Genomic DNA, 15045 nt, shown 5'->3' with positions numbered 1-15045 from the left:
TTCCTTTAGAACCAGCGGCCGATGGCGACCAAGCGGGTACCCCGCGTGTATGCATTCAACGTCGCGCTAAGCTGGCGAAATGAAATCGAGGTGAGCTGAATATCCCCGAGTGCCAGCCATCTGTATGTTGTATTTGTACTGCCACCATCTACCCCGCCGCTTACGGTAGGCGTGCCGAAAAAAGCTGCCGGAAAGTTCCAAGTTTCGACCGGCCCACTGTAAAGGCCACCAAAAGCAGTATCCGCTGCAACAGTGGGCATAGTGTGGGTACAAATCTGCGTCCCGTCAGCGAGGCGCACATATTCGCCATTGGCGTTGCTGCCGCGCTCAATCACTGCACCGGTTGGGGCGCCGCCGGACTGAGATACAGCGCCGAGGATATTCCCTGCGGTATATATCGCAGCCCAATCAGTCGGTACGCCACCACTAAAATGCCGATACAGCAGATCACCGACACCGCGCTGCCAAAGCTGGAACGCACCTGGGCTGCCTGTCCCCGTGGCCCGAGCAACATGCAGGAGGGAGCCATTTACAGATGTTTCGTTTCCGGTGCCCGTGGTGCTCGCGTCGGTAGTGTAGAAGCCGGAAGGAATGCCGTCTGATACGTCGTTATTTGGCGCGAAGTTCTGGGTGTTATGCCCCAACCCAAAGGCACCCACGGGCATCAACTTACCCGGCCCCGCATCCAGCGGATCCGCCTGCACCGCAGCCCCGCCGAGGCTATCTGCCTCCAGCGCGGTAAACTTCCCCTCTGCAGGGGTATCCAGCCCCACGGTGGTGGCGTTCAGCGCACCGCCAATGATGGTGCTGCCCGTCTTCAAAAAATCGATCAGCGCGATCAGCTCCGCCCGGTGGGTGGTGGCAAAGTGCTGGAACAGCGCTGACATCTTGGTGTCAAAATCCGCCTCCGCCGCCGATCGCTGCGGGATCGGCGGGAAGTCGGAGAACTCCGGATAGCTCATGGCTCTCGTGTCCTATTTCAGTGTTTTCATGATCAGGGGGAATGTGCTTTCGCCCGCCACATCCAGCGGCTGGCCGTGGTCATCGAGGAACCCCAGCCCCTCGATCCCGTAGGTTGGCCCCGTGCCCGAGGCGTAAAAGGCCGTCGCAAGACCATCGATCTCGGCCATAATGTCCATCACGCGCGGCGCCTGGATCGTCGGCACCAGCAAGGCCACCTCGATCTTGCGGGTGGAGCCACGCTTCACCAGGATCTCGTCTCCAAAGTCATCGTATCCCTTGCGGCTGTGACTGACGAAGGAGATGCGCGGCAGGTTCATCACCTGCCCCAGAAGATGATTCCGGCCCAGAACAATGTGGCCCACCTTGGCCGTGGCCCCGACCGCCGCGATGGTGATGTCGATACGGTGGCCGATGTAGCCGGGAAAGCCATTCAGAACCTTCTGGCGGGTGTAGACAATGCCGCCGAAGAACCAGGTGTAGACGCTGACCACATGACCGGTGTCGACCATCACGAAGGTCTCATCATAGATCCGGCTTGGACCGTCCCAGACCTCGATCCGCACGGACCCGGCGGTGAGGCCAAAGAGCGCGATGGCATCGCAATCCTGCGTCGGGGTGATCGAATAGGTGATCTGGTCTGGATGCGACGCCGTGTTGGAGCGCCGCTGATCAAAGGCTGACCAGCGGTTGGTGGCCCGAAGGTCGAACCACCAGCTGCCATCATCGGTCAGAGGATCATTGCCCAGGTTGCCATCCTGCATGCTCTGGTAAATCCGGTGCGAGGTGAGCGAGATCACCAGATCGTCCTTGGCGTAGGTTGTGCCCGCCGCCCATTCCGGATGATCATCCTCGGGGATATTGGAGGCGGTCAGCTCGGCATCGGTGACGGCCATCGGCGCGATGATGTTGAAGTCCATCAGACCCGCACCTCCGGCTGCCCGGCTTCATCCCAGTCCTCCAGGAACTGCGCGATCTTGCGCACGAACAGCTCCATGCTCTGCCCCTGCACCCCGACCTGTTTGGCCAGCGCGTTGACGCTCTGCACCACGAAGCGGTTATCCAGCATCGCCACGGACTCCGCATGGCTGTGAATGCGGGAGGCGCCGGTGCGCTCGATCTCCCAGCCGCGCTCCCCGACGATGCGCAGACCGCCCGCATGGGCGCCGCCCGCGGCAAACTGCGGAATACCGCCCAGCCCCCGGATCTGCGCCCGCAGGCGCTCCAGCCGGTCGTTCCTGCCGCTGATCCGCTCATTGTAGGCCGCGATCTTTGCTTCCAGACCATCAGCGCCCCGGAAGGCCGCATTGAAGGCCGCCAGACCGGCGCCGCCGCTGGTGTAATCCGCGCGATAGGCAATCGTGCCATCCTCCCGCTGACGCAGGATCGCGTCCTCGCCTGTCCCCCGCAGCAGCCTGATCCCCGTGGAGGCCTGCAGATCCTCGATCTGGCCGATCAGCTCGGCGCCCCCTGCCCGTTTGACCTCTGTGCGATCCGCCAGCCCGGCGCCGCGGATCTGCAGCGATGCGATCTTTGACTGCGCCTGCCGCTCTGCCGTGTCCAGCCGTACCGCCGCGCGCAGATCCCCCAGCATGGCGCGCAGGTTTTCCATCGGCTGTAGCAGATCCCCGGTGGCCGAGGTCAGATCGCTGAAGACGGTATCCGCCGTCAGGCGCACCGCGCCGCCAAAGCTGAGGTGCCCGGCCTGCCCACGCGCCCCGATCAGATCATGCAGGCGCGTTAGCCGCTCCACGGTATCGCCGCCCTCCCGGGTCAACGCCACGTTCACCCGGCGCGACAGGTTGGCGCTGCGCGTCAGCACCAGGGCGCGGGTGTCCGGATCAAGATCCCTGCCCAGCTGCAGCATCAGCTTGCGGCGCAGTTCCTCGGTGTTGGTCAGCACCAGTTTCCGGGTCTGCCGGTCCAGATCCTCGCGCAGCACCAGGTCAAGGCTGGCCACATGCTGCGACAGGGCATGGGTGGCAATCCAGCGGTCCGCCGCCGTCAGGTCATCGCGGCGGATGATGAAGTCCAGCGTGGTGCGGATCCCGCTATCCGCCTGCTCTACCATCCGGCGCAGCCAGCGCGGCGCATCATCGGCCAGCGTAACCGCCACATCCAACGCGCCCACCAGGTCATCATAGCTGAAGGCTTCCGCCTGGCTGATGGCATCCTCCAGCGCGCCGAGGGAGGTTTCAAATGCGCTGACGGTGCCATCCCAATCCGCTGCCAGATCCTGAACGCCCTGGCTCAGATCCGCGATCTGATCGCCGGTCAGCCCTTCAAGCTGCAGGAAGCTGCCAAGCGAGGTCAGGACCTCGATCTGCTGCTCGTAAAGACCGGCCAGAACCTCATCATTGCCGCTTTCCAGATCCGCCACCCCAGCTGCAAACCGCAGCTGACCCTGCACCCCTGCCGCGATCCGCCGGTATTCCAGCGCGGATCCTGCACCGGCCCGGGCCGATTGCAGATAGGCGCGCGCCAGCTCCGGTAGGCTTTCCGCTGCGGAGAGATCCCCGCCGCGCACCGCTGCAAGCGCACCGTCCAGCCGCGCCCGCTGCGCTGCCTCTGCCTGCGCCGCACTGGCGCCGGTCAGATCGCCAGTGATCAGCCCATCCACCAGATCCCGCAAGCCGCTGCCTGCACGGCGCCAGCTTTCCGCCGTGGCGCGTTCCTCAGATACCCGGGCGCGGGCCGCATCGATCTGCGCGCCAAGTTCGCCGCCGATCTCCCCCACCATGCCCGCCAGCTCGGCGGAATAGGCGCTGACCTGCGGCAGCACCTCGGCCATGGCGCCGGACATCTGCAGAAGGCCTGCATAAAGCGCGCGCCCGTGCTCGGTGGTGGTGTCGATCCCCTCCACCAGTTCCCGGAAGCCGTCCCGGCTTGCAGGCATAGCCACGCCGAGATCCCCGAACTCTTCGCGCAGACGCCGCAGGATCACCTCCGTGCGCTCGCCTTCGGAGTAGAAGGCCCCGAAGTAGGCCGAGACAGATCCCACCATGGCCTCGGCGCCGCCAAAGAGATCGACCAGCTGCGAAGCTGCATCGCCGCCCTTCAGCGAGACATCAAAGAGACCATGGCCGAGGAGATCCGCCGCATCATTGACCGCGGTGAGGCTGCCCGACAGGCGCCCCAGCGTATCAAGCGCGGTTTCTCCGGCGCGGCTGAAGCGATCCGTGCCCAGAACCAGCTCGGCCATTTCCGCGCCGGTCTCTTCAATGCGCGCCTGCAGTTCCTCCTGGATCTTTTCCTGGCTCTTGCCATTGGTCCAGAGCGTGAAGCCTTCGCTGGTAAAGCCCTCCAGCGCCTTGGTGCCAAGGTTCAGCGAGGCCGCCATATCCTTCACACCATCGGTCAGCCCGGTGACGCTCTGATCCAGCGCCGCCTCGAAGTCTGCCTCCAGCGGTTTGTAGTCGGTGCGGTTGGAGCGCAGGAAGCCGCCCTTGTAGAAGTCGATCGAGGAGCCTTCAAAGCCATCGGCGCCAAAGCGCCCCCGGATCCCCGAGCCTGCGTATTTGCGGCTAAGACCCTTGGCCAGAAGCGCAATGCCCCCCAGCACGAGACCCGCCGCAGGCAGAGCTGCGCCAAGCGCGCCCCAGCCGCTGGAGGCACCGCTGACCAGCCCGCCGAGGTTGGCAAAGCTGGAGCCAAGGCCACCGCCTGTCAGAACCCCGCCAAGGCCAGAGCCGATCCCGGCGGCAATCCCGCCGCCGCCAACCAGACCGCCGACATTGCTCAAGATCCCCAGAGGGTTCACGCCACCGCCGCCACCGCCCAGCACGGCAGTGCCTGCGCTGGCCGCGCTGCCGGATCCCGTCACCGACAGGCCCAGTGCAATCTTCAGCGTGTTCTGCGCAAAGGAGGAGGCCAGATCCGCCAGCCCGCGTTTTGCCGCCTGTTTGATCCCGTCCCAGAGGCCTTCAAAATCCCGCAGGCCATTCGCGACCCAGTCCCCGAAGGAGCGCGCAACGCCATCCACCGCAGAGGACAGCGGACCGTTCAGCTCTTCCGACAGGTCCTTTGCCTTTTTCTTGGTCTTATCCAGCTTGCCCTTGGTGCCGCCACCGGATCCGTCATCCAGCGTATCGTTCAGATCCTCGAGGCTGTTCTTCAACGCATCGGCGCTGTCATCGCCCGCATCCAGTTCGGCATTGGCGCTGTCCATCTGAAGCGTCAGGGTCTTGAGCGCAGCCGTGGCCTTGCCCCAGCCCTTCACTGCCAGATCCTTGGCCTCTTTGGTGGCCGCAGCCGCCGCGTCCTGATGTTCATCGATCCGCAGCGTCAGATCATGCACCGCGGATCCGGCCCGCACCGCAAAGCCGTGCAAATTCAGCGCCAGATCATCCAGCCCCGCCGCCCGGGCGCCCGCTGTCATATCCTGCAGGAACCCGGCCCATGTTCTCTGGACGCCCCGCACCATCTTGAGAAAGCCCGCCTGCACCGAGGCCCAGACCGCGCTCAGCGCCGGGCGGATCGCGCTGGCGCTGGTCTTGATCCCCTCCCAGACGCCCGAGGCGAGATCACCAAGCGCCTGTAGCGCCATACCCCAGCCACCGGTCGCGGTGACCAGCTGGTGGAACTTCATGGCCAGATACCCCGCACCCACAACCAGCGCGCCAATCCCGGTGGTGATCACCGCACCGCGCAAAAGCACCAGCCCCCGCGACAGGCCCTTGATGGCAACACTGCCAAGCGCGGCCCGGGTCGTGGTGGCCCCGAGCGCCATTTCCAGCGCCACCGCGGACTTTGCAGCCGCAAGGAACCGCACCGGTGCCAGCGCCACGGTGGAAAGCATGCCCGCCATCGCCACACCGAGCGGCGCGGTTAGCTTGAGAGTGAGGCCCAGCCCCACCGCCAGCGGCCCCAGCGCCGCCGCGCCTGCCGTGCCAAGCGCAATCACCCGCTTGGTGCCCTCGCCCAGCCCGTTGAACCATTCCGCCACCGAGGCCGCGCCATCGCTGACGGTCTGCATCGCAGGGACCAGCGCGATGGTCAGCTGATTGGCCAGCCCCCGACCGGCCAGCCCCATCCGCGACATTGCATCATTGGCCGTCTCCAGCCGGTCCGCATCCACTTCGGAGATGGCCACGCCAAACCGGCCCACATCCTCTGCCGCAAGCTTCAGCGTCGCGCCATCAATGCGGGTGAAGATCAGACCGGCTCGGCTGCCAAAGAGATCCGAGGCCACCGCCGCGCGCTCTGCCTCCGGCACGTAATCCGCCAGCGCGCCCTGGATCCGGGCCAGGCGCTCATCAAGCGGCAGACGCTGCAAATCGGAGGCATTCAGATGCAGCCGCTTCAGCGCCTTCGCCGCGGCGCCGGATCCGCCCGCCGCCTGGCTCAGCCGCTTGGTCAGTTGGATGGTTGCCTGCTGCACTTCCCCGATCGACACGCCCGACAGATCCGCCGCCCGGTCCAGCACCTGCATGGATTTGACCGTGGTGCCGAGGGATTGCGCCATCTTGGCCTGCGCATCCACCATCTGCAGGCTGGATTTGACCGCCACCGCAGCGGCGCCCGCCAGCGGCAGGGTCAGGCCCAGCGACATCCGCCGCCCGGCCTTCTCCATATTGGCGCCCATCCGCAGCATGCGCCGCTCGGTCTTGCCCATGGTGGACTGTGCCCGCTTGGCGCCGCTTTCAAACGCAGCCGAATCCATGGACAGAACGCCCCGAAGAGCGCCGATAATCGCGGCCATCTCATGCCCCTCTCTGATTGTGGAAGTGCAGGCTCATCAGCGAGGCGCGCAGCTGCTCGACAGCCTGCGCATCGCTCTTCTTGTCCCGCGTGTTTTTGCCGGAGTGTTCCGCCCCCGCCTTCGTGAAGTCGGGGATGGTTTTTGGGCTGTGGAATGCATGGCTGATCAGAACCGCCAGCTCCTGCTGCAGCACCCGCCGCGCCTGGACCTCATCGTTCTTGCCATCGATCACTGCCCGTGTGATCAGATCGTATTCCCGCAGGGTGACCGCGCCAAAATCATCGTGGTGCAGACCCAGCCTGCACCACGACCGATAGAGCGCCTGCCAGTCTACGCCCCTGCGGACTGCCCGTTTCCCTCGCTGTTTCCCTCTGCGTCCTCATCGGGATCAGCGTCCGGATCTGCCTCGGCAGGGAAAGCAGCCGCGATGGCTTCACCAACAAAGGGCACCGCCTTGCGCACTCCGCCAACCGCATCGACCAGGGCGACGGCCTTCTCGCGTTCCACACCCTTGCCATCATTGAGACCAGCAGCCAGCGCCGAGATAACCAGGGAGGCACCACCCTTGCCGGTGATCAGCCGATCCAGCAGCACGTCAAACGGCTGGCCGTCATTTTCCGCTTCCATTCGCATCAGCGCGGCGGTCGAGAACTTCAGCTTGTGGGTGGTCTTGCCCACTTTCATCTTCGCGTGATTGATCATACCGCTGCCGTCCCTTCTACCCAGTCAACCGCGCCGGTGGTGCGCAGCTTGAGATCGGTCATCAGATCACCGTCCTGGTCGGTGGTGGGGATCGTCGGAACCACGTAGGCCTTGTAGGCGAAGAGATCGCCCGTGCTCTGCCCCTCGCCCGGCGGCAGCGTCGCCCGGAAGAACACCGGCTTTCCGGCGGCGTTGTAGGCCGCGGCCTGCTTGTAAAGCTCGGTCGAGTAAAAGCAGTTGAGGGTAATCTCACCGCCATCCTTGAGGCCGAGACCCCATTCCTTGAACCGGCCCGGGCTGTCCAGCGAGGTCCGGTCCCGGTATTCCTGGTCAACCTCCGGGATCCCGATCGTCTTGCAGCCCTTGATCACCGCAAAGTTCCCGTCCACCCCGTCGACGGACCATTCCATGTCAACGAGATCGCCCGGAATGACATTCTCTGCCATTGGCTTCTTCCTTCCATCATTTGTTGATTGAGCCGGTCACCCGGCCAGAGGTCAGGCGCGGTAGCGCACCTGAATGTCCAGCATCTGAAGCCGGATCACATCGCCGCCGGAGGGGGTCGTCCCATCCCGGCGGGATATCTCTTTGCAGCGGATCACAGACCCGCCGCGATAGTCTGTCAGGGTTTGCGAGACCTGACGTGCGAGCGGGATGATCTCGCCATAGGTGCGGGCATGGATGTTCACCTGCACCCGCGCGGTCTCCACATCCCCGCGCCCGGTCTGGGAATAGGCCGACAGGTTGCTGATCCGCTGCAGGCTGATGCGGGGAAAGCCCACGTCCCGGTCAAAGACGCCCCAGACCACCGGATGCCCCAGCGCCTTCAGGAGATCCTTCAGCTCGCCTTCCATGCTCATGTGCCCGCCCGCGCCGCCTTGCGCCGCGCGCGCGCAATCGTCTTTTCGATCTCGGCCCAGGTCTCGCGTTTCAGGGTCTCCAGCATCTGCGCCTTGTTGGCATCCCAGGCGGGCCGCATGAAAGGCCGCGCAGGCATTGCCCCGACGAACCTGCCGGTCGTTTCCTGCACCCGTGGTCCGGTGCCGAACTCGTAGAGGTGCCCGTGTGGTGCATCGCTGTCATCCGGCTGCACCGGCCCCACATAAAGCACCACCTTGCTGCGCCCCCGGTCGCTGCGTGCCTCACGCGCCTGCCGGGCCGTCAGCTTGCTGGTGACCTTCACCGTGAAGGGCGACAACGCATCGGCCATTGTGGCCACCGGCTGCAGCGCTTTCTTCATCGCGCGGCGCTGCACGCCCTTGGCCGTGCCCCGCGCAAGCTGACCCAGCGCCCGCTCGATGTCACCGGCGCCTTCGATCTTCATCTTGACTGACATGTCAGAGACCCTTGCCTCAATAATTGCGCGTTAAACGCCCAAATTGTTAATCACCAGCTAACCGTCCGTTAACCTCTATGACGGTAGACATGAGAGCTCCTACCGAAGGAGCAGCCCGTGATAATCTCCGCCCCCTACTGAGCAACATCGCGGGCTGCACACTTCGGGAGCCCCCCACCCAGCTATCAGACCTTCCACGCGGTAATCTCGATCCAGAGCCCGCGGCCGAGCTCCTTCACCCCGGTGATCTGCCAGTCGACCCCGTCAAACCGGATCCGGTTCTCACCACTGACCGCCGCCAGCTTGATCGACCAGCGGACAACAAACCGCGCATCGGTCTTTTGCTCCACGGATGCCGCCCGCATGCGCTCACCATCAGAGACAGGCGTGTATTGCGCCCGCTCCTCGGCATACTCCGCCCAGCCGGTGGCAACCTCTTCCCCAGCCTCATTCTCCGCAAAACCCGCCTCAAGGATCACGATCCGCCGATCCAGGCGCGGCGCCGCTCCCGCCTTCATCCTGCAAAGGCCCGGTAGCGGCGGGTCAGCCGATCCACCCCGCGCTGCACCTGCTCCGGAATGCCCAAAGCCGCATCCGCCAGCGGATGATCATAATAGAGCTTCACCAGCTCACGCGCCGCCGCCCGGATATCCTCCGGCACCGCCTCAACGGCGGCAAAGCCCGCCGTGAACACGATCTCCACCGCATCGGCGCGCGCCGCATGGGAGGGCCAGGATTTGCCGGGCAGCAGCTCAATGCGCCGGGCGCGGCCGGATCCGGCAAGGATGTAATCCCCAGGCGGCACGGTCAGGCTGGATCCGTCCTCCTGCAGGCAGCGCACCGCATCCACCGAGTGGATCCGCGCAAACGGCAGGCGCAGCAGATCACTGGTAAACCCCGCCCCCTTGCGCACCCATTGCTGCGAGACCAATGGAAAGCCGAGGCCACCAAAGCCATCGCCATCCACATCCAGATGCGTTGAAGCCGCAGCAATGGCCCGGGTGATCTCCGCATCAAGCTCCGGATCTTCTCCTTCAGGCGTGAGGATCCGCAGCTTGTCCTTTGCATCCGCAAGCGTGATCAGCGCCGCATTGCCACCAGAGAGCCGTTCCAGCCACATCGCGGCCTACTCCTGCCCTTTGGTTTCAGAAGGCTCGGAGGCTTTGACCTCAGGAACCGGGCTGGCCTTGCTGCCCTCCGGATCCTCAGGCGCCTCTGCAGCCTCTTCCTCTTCGGGCACAACAAGCACGCCGCGCACCACCAGATGCGCCACATCGCGCGGATCCGCCTCCCGCGTGTCCCCCTCATTGTACCACTGGTCGCCCTGATGCGGACGTTTGACGATGTATTTCATGGGCTTTCTCCCGCTTCTTCAAAAGAAAAGGGCGCGCAAAACTGCGCGCCCCTGATGGCTCAGATCACTCCGGATCAGACAACAAAGCCCAGATCCCCGTAGATAAAGGCCTCCGGGCGGTAAATCGCCAGCGCCAGGCGCTCCTCGGCCAGGATTGTCACCATGTTCCGGGTGAAGTCATCGTTTTCATAACCGGTCTCGATCGAGGCATCCCAGCGGTCAAAGACCTGGCCACCCATGCGGAACGCCCCGGTCAGGAACTTGTCCACCGTGATCGCCTGCGTCTGAACCACCGGCAGGCGCCAAAGCATCGGCTGCGCGCTGCCCTGCGGATTGCCGATGATGTAATCCTCGTTGGCGTTCTTGGTGAGCTCAATGCGCGCCCAGTCGATCGGGTTCAGCACATGACCCGTGGCCGGGTATTCCGCCAGGGCCGCCTGCAGCATCGCAAGCCGCAGCTTGTCGATCACAGTCTCCGCCCCGACCGCAAAGGCAGGCGCATAGGCCGTCGCATTGGGAATGATCCCATGCAGGTTCTGCCCGGTGCCATCGCCGTTCAGGATCTGCACCTCTTCCTTGAAGTCCAGCCCATAAAGAAGCCGCTGGTCAATCATCGAGCGCAGCTGCGAGACATCGCTCAGCGCCTGGCGCGACACCTTCATGTGATGCGCGATCACCTTGGCGCCGGTGGATTTTTCAGTGAGCTTTATGTCCGATCCCGGCTTCGGGCCCCCTTCCGCAACAGGCGCGGCGTTGTTGTTGAACCCGGTCTCCTGCACATATTCCAGCGTATTGCCATCCATCCGGCCCGGTGACAGCAGATCGCGCACCGTCATCCGCCGCTGCGGCATCTCCTGAATGCCCGGAAGGCGCGTTGCGCCAACCCCGGCCCCCACTGCACCATCGGTGTCCGTGGTCGCCAGCGTGAGCGAGGCTTTGAGCTCCATCCGCGCCTTGGAATTGCGGCCGAACCCGTCTTCGCCGAAGGACTTGAACTCGTCGCTCTCGACAAACTGCTGACCGACGCTCTTGTGCTCGGTCCCCGCCGCACCGCCATCGCGGTCCAGCTTCTGCTCCAGCTCGGTCAGCGTGGATTTGAGGCCGTTCATTTCCACCAGGGCCTCATCGGCCTTTTCCTTGACCGACCGGCCCAGCTCTTCACCGGCCTGCGCCTTACCCAGGGCATCCTCGGCAATGGCTTTCACAGCGTCGAACTGACGATCGAACGCAGCTTTCGTTTCCGCTGCCAGCTCTGCAGCGGTCTTGGTCTCTCCCGACATGGGGAACCTCCTGTAAATTGTAGGGTTGTCTGCGGGTCAGGAACCCAGCATCGCGGCGTAAAACGACACCGCCTCGCTTTCCGCTGTGGCAGGCTCCCCCTGCCCCTTCAGGTGGATGCGCGCGGCACGCTCCGCCTGCGAGTTTGAAAGACCAATTCCCTTGGCCATCCGTTCAAACTCCCGCTCCGTCAGCCGGTCCCCGGCCCGGAGCTTGTCCAATACCTGCGCGGGCACCTCGGATTTCGCGGCCACCCGCGCCTCCGGCAGCATCGGGAAGGTCACAAGCGAGACCTCCCAGAGATCCAGTTCCTGCAGAAGCCGCTGCCCGCCGCTCTGCTTTTGCGCCTTCACTGTCCGGTAGCCGATCGACAACCCGTCAATCGATCCCGCCTTGATCAGCGCCTGCGCCTCGCGGCCCTTGGCCACCTCCGTCAGGATCCGCCCTTTCACCCAGAGCCCGCGCTCATCCTCGCGCGCCTCATCCCAGACCCCGATCGGCTGCGCCGGATCATGCTGCCAGAGCATCTTCACCCGGCGTCCGTCCTGCGTCAGCTTGGCAAGGCTCGCGGCATAGGCCCCCGGCGCCACGATATCGCCGCCCTGGTCCTCGATCCCGAAGAGGCTGGCATAGCCTTCAATCGCGCCACTGTCCGCGGCGGCCGTCAGATCAACCGCCATATCCTTCGTCTCCACCACCATCAGCCCTCTCCTGTCTCCGTGATCGGAATGTTCTGCATCTGCATGCGCACCTCATCGCCGCCCGTCACAGGCCGCCGCCCTTCCAGCTTGCGCACCTCGTTGATCGTCATCGCGCCGATCTGAACCATGATCTGGTAAAACGCCGCCCGGCTGGCGCTGTCCCCGCGCATCAGCCCGTCCATGTTGATCCGAACGCTCACCCCCGCCGCCCGGTCCGCCGGGGTCAGCAGCTGCTTTCTCACCGCCTGCTCGATCCGTTTCACCCGGCGGCGCAGGTAAAACTTGGTGAACATCAGAACCTGCTGATCCACGCTGGTCGGCCAGGCCGTCGAGGCCCCCGCATGACCAATGAGCGCGGGCGGCACCTGGAAGTACCGGCAGATCTCCTCGACCGAGAACTGCCGCGTCTCCAGCATCTGCGCATCTTCCGGCGAGATGCTCAGGTGGTCATATTCCATGCCGCCCTCGGCAATGAACGGCTTGCCCGAGTTCACAGCCCCCAGGTACTTTTCGACGATCTTCTCCGCCGCCTCCCGCTCCGGTGCGCTCAGCCATTCCTTGAACTTGATCAGCCCCGAGGGGCGCAGCCCGTTGCGGAACATGCCCGCCGCCGCCCGGTCCGCCGCCAGCGCCGAAGAGAAGGCCTGCACCCCAAAGCGCAACGTCGACATGCCCCCGAGCGCATTGCCGCCCGGCCCGCGGATGTGGAACACATCCCGGTCCAGCCGCACGAAGGATTTGCCGCCATCGCTCCAGCGGTATTCAATCCGCCCGCTGCCAAGCCGCCGCACCGCCATCGCCTCCGGATGCACCGGGTAAAGCGCCACGATCTTGCCGTCCCGCCGCTGCACCGAAGCATAGGCATTGCCCCAGAGCTCGATCGACAGGTTCATGAAGTCCCAGAAGTCCAGCGCCGTCTGGTCAAAGTTCGGGCTCTCATGGATCACTGCATGAAGTGGATGACCCGGATACGTTTCCATGAAGCCGTCCCCGTCCCGGCGTTGCACCTCGAAGGGCAAGGACGACAGCGTGCCGCTGATCAGGTTGGCGCAGCCCCAGACCGCCGAGAGGCTCAGGCTGGAGCGCGCGCTCACCACCTCGCCCGCATTGCCTACATGGCCCTCGCTGCCACCGCCTTGCGTGCGGCCATCGGCCCAGTTCACGCTGCTTTCGGATTTCAGCTGCAACCCGACAGAGGACAGCGCCTTGCTGATCAGACCCATTTGTTACGCTCCCTGCGGCATGCCAAGTGCCTGGAAAAAACTGTTCCGCCGGTCTTCATTGCCCGTGTCTTCCGGCACCTGGCTCAGCGGCCAGAGCGCGTTGATCAGAGCAACGATCCCGTCGATCTTGTCCTCCGGCACCAGCTTGGCCGGATAGATGTAGTCGCCTCCCTGCACCTGCTTCAGCAGCGTGTTGCCAGCCATCCAGGTCAGAACCGGATTGCCGTCATTGATCAGCCGGTGATCATCCACCGCCGCGATCAGCTTGTTGAAGGGTTCGTTGAGGTTCGAAGCGCGAGAGCGCAGCTCCACCGCCGTCATGCCAGCAGCCTCCCAGGCCGCCGCCATCTGCGCTGCAAAGAGCGCATCGTAAATCACCATCTCGATATCAAGCGCAGGCAGGTGCCCCCAGCCCCAGCTGTCATCGCCAAGCCCCGCCAGCTGCAGAACCAGCGCCTCCACGATGCGCAGATCCAGCTCCGCTCCCGGCGTCGTGCGGATGAAGCCATCCTTGGCCCAGCCCCAGAGGTGTTCATTGCCCGGCGCCTCGACCAGCTTCTCCGGCAGGAAGTGCCAGCTGAAGACCTTGAGTGGCCCCTTGGCCGGATCGCCCTCATCGGGGATCACCAGCGTCACGCTGGCCGGATCGCGCCGCGTTGCCAGATCCACGCCGAGATAGGCCTTGCACCCGGCAAAATCCGCAAGCCGCAGCCCGGGATCCTCGCTCGCGCGCCAGGCATCCATATCCAGCGCCGCGGCCCCGACACTGGTCCAGATGTCCAGGTGCTTGCGCAGGAATTCCCCCATCGCCGCCGGGCTGGCCGTGGCCTTCTCCCATTCGTCCTGCATGTATTCCAGCGACTTGGCCGAATAGAGGCTCGGGTTCGCCTTCTCCCAGGTCGCCGGATCGCCCGGCTCATCGCCCTCATCGGCTTCAAAGATCAACCCCAGGTAGCGCTCATTCGCCCGCGCCCCGTCCAGAAGGCTCTGCACGTATTTGCGCTGCTCGTAGCAGATCCCGGCCGTGTTATAGCCCGCCGTGGTGATCGCGATCAGCAGCGGATGCTCCCGCGCCCCCAGAGCCGAGGCCATCGAGTCCCAGACATCGCGCTTTTCGTGCTCATGGAGTTCGTCGACGATGGCGCAATGCGGGTTCTTGCCGTCCTTCGATTTAGTCTGGCTCGCGATCGGCTGGAACACCGCCGCCGGATCCGGCGTCTTGATCTTGTGCTCCTCGATCGTAAGCCCAAGGAGCTCATCAAGGCCGGTGCCCTCGAACTCGCCCGTCAGCGCCATCACCCGCGCCGCGTCAAACACGATCCGCGCCTGGTGGGTCGAGGCCGCCGCCGAATAAACCTTCGCCCCCGGCTCACCGTCCGCGCCGAGGAAGTAAAGCCCCACCCCGGCCAGCAGCGTCGATTTCCCGTTCTTTCGCGGCACCTCCACATAGGCCGTCCGGAACCGGCGCAGGCCACTGACCATGTGGCGCCAGCCACCAATCTGGCTGATCAGGAAGGCCTGCCAGCCCAGCAGCTCAATCGTCTCGCCCCGCGCCGCCCAGGCCCCCTCGATATGAGGCAGCGTTTCCATGAAGGCGCACATGTGCTCGGAGGCTTCCGCATCGAACAAGTAAGGAAAGGCATCCGTGCCCGCCCGGCTCAGGTCGGTTCGGAACCGCTGGCAGGCCTGAATGATCCGCTTGCCGCTGGGGATGGCGCCAGACAAAACCCCATCCACCCAGTCAAACGCCCTTTGCGTGACCGGCATCTCCACCAGATTGTCCTGCATAT

Annotated in this window: 15 protein-coding genes; all 15 read right to left on the bottom strand. The window is 64.5% G+C overall.

All coding sequences use genetic code 11. The features are described 5' to 3' along the window. Positions 1 to 5: 5 nt before the first annotated feature. The 15 genes from SM766_RS03020 to SM766_RS02950 all read right to left on the bottom strand — a co-directional run bounded on the left by SM766_RS03020 (position 6) and on the right by SM766_RS02950 (position 15043). Positions 6 to 962, bottom strand: coding sequence for a hypothetical protein (locus SM766_RS03020; RefSeq protein ID WP_368946888.1), 957 nt, complete (start codon positions 960 to 962; stop codon positions 6 to 8). 12 nt (positions 963 to 974) lie between these two features. Then, positions 975 to 1880, bottom strand: coding sequence for a hypothetical protein (locus SM766_RS03015; protein WP_368946887.1), 906 nt, complete (start codon positions 1878 to 1880; stop codon positions 975 to 977). Next, positions 1880 to 6661, bottom strand: coding sequence for a phage tail tape measure protein (locus tag SM766_RS03010; protein ID WP_368946886.1), 4782 nt, complete (start codon positions 6659 to 6661; stop codon positions 1880 to 1882). The genes SM766_RS03015 and SM766_RS03010 overlap by 1 nt, the downstream gene beginning before the upstream one ends. Position 6662: 1 nt before the next feature. Next, positions 6663 to 6893 carry a hypothetical protein gene (locus tag SM766_RS03005; RefSeq protein ID WP_368946885.1) on the bottom strand — a complete coding sequence of 77 codons (231 nt, stop codon included), beginning with the start codon at positions 6891 to 6893 and terminating at the stop codon, positions 6663 to 6665. A 98-nt stretch (positions 6894 to 6991) separates the two neighbouring features. Beyond that, positions 6992 to 7363 (bottom strand): GTA-gp10 family protein, encoded by a 372-nt coding sequence (locus SM766_RS03000; RefSeq protein ID WP_368946884.1) that lies wholly within the window; start codon positions 7361 to 7363, stop codon positions 6992 to 6994. Then, positions 7360 to 7809, bottom strand: coding sequence for a phage tail protein (locus SM766_RS02995; protein ID WP_065270991.1), 450 nt, complete (start codon positions 7807 to 7809; stop codon positions 7360 to 7362). Before SM766_RS02995 ends, SM766_RS03000 begins: the two co-directional genes overlap by 4 nt. 51 nt (positions 7810 to 7860) lie before the next feature. Next, complete coding sequence (gp17, locus tag SM766_RS02990; protein ID WP_368946883.1) at positions 7861 to 8223, bottom strand: tail completion protein gp17; 363 nt, start codon at positions 8221 to 8223, stop codon at positions 7861 to 7863. Continuing rightward, entirely contained in the window at positions 8220 to 8699 is a 480-nt protein-coding gene (locus SM766_RS02985; RefSeq protein WP_368946882.1) for an HK97-gp10 family putative phage morphogenesis protein, read from the bottom strand. The genes gp17 and SM766_RS02985 overlap by 4 nt, the downstream gene beginning before the upstream one ends. A gap of 185 nt (positions 8700 to 8884) precedes the next feature. Continuing rightward, complete coding sequence (locus SM766_RS02980; RefSeq protein ID WP_368946881.1) at positions 8885 to 9217, bottom strand: head-tail adaptor protein; 333 nt, start codon at positions 9215 to 9217, stop codon at positions 8885 to 8887. Continuing rightward, positions 9214 to 9819 carry a head-tail connector protein gene (locus SM766_RS02975; RefSeq protein WP_368946880.1) on the bottom strand — a complete coding sequence of 202 codons (606 nt, stop codon included), beginning with the start codon at positions 9817 to 9819 and terminating at the stop codon, positions 9214 to 9216. Before SM766_RS02975 ends, SM766_RS02980 begins: the two co-directional genes overlap by 4 nt. 6 nt (positions 9820 to 9825) lie before the next feature. Continuing rightward, positions 9826 to 10053, bottom strand: a complete 228-nt coding sequence (locus SM766_RS02970) for a hypothetical protein (RefSeq protein ID WP_368946879.1) — start codon at positions 10051 to 10053, stop codon at positions 9826 to 9828. Positions 10054 to 10127: 74 nt separating this feature from the next. Further along, the gene (locus SM766_RS02965) at positions 10128 to 11333 is read right to left on the bottom strand and encodes a phage major capsid protein (RefSeq protein WP_274840221.1); all 1206 of its coding nucleotides are present in this window, start codon (positions 11331 to 11333) and stop codon (positions 10128 to 10130) included. A 36-nt stretch (positions 11334 to 11369) separates the two neighbouring features. Beyond that, positions 11370 to 12032: an HK97 family phage prohead protease gene (locus SM766_RS02960; protein WP_274832584.1), complete on the bottom strand. Its 663-nt coding sequence runs from the start codon at positions 12030 to 12032 to the stop codon at positions 11370 to 11372. Next, positions 12032 to 13255 (bottom strand): phage portal protein, encoded by a 1224-nt coding sequence (locus SM766_RS02955; protein ID WP_368946878.1) that lies wholly within the window; start codon positions 13253 to 13255, stop codon positions 12032 to 12034. Before SM766_RS02955 ends, SM766_RS02960 begins: the two co-directional genes overlap by 1 nt. Positions 13256 to 13258: 3 nt before the next feature. After that, positions 13259 to 15043, bottom strand: coding sequence for a terminase large subunit (locus SM766_RS02950; protein ID WP_368946877.1), 1785 nt, complete (start codon positions 15041 to 15043; stop codon positions 13259 to 13261). Positions 15044 to 15045 lie beyond the last annotated feature (2 nt).

Source organism: Pseudophaeobacter sp. A-200-2 (assembly GCF_041008815.1).
Classification (GTDB): Bacteria; Pseudomonadota; Alphaproteobacteria; order Rhodobacterales; family Rhodobacteraceae; genus Phycobacter; species Phycobacter gallaeciensis_A.
The sequence above is the reverse complement of the archived record's forward strand: the minus strand, read 5'-3'. Positions and strand labels throughout refer to the sequence as shown.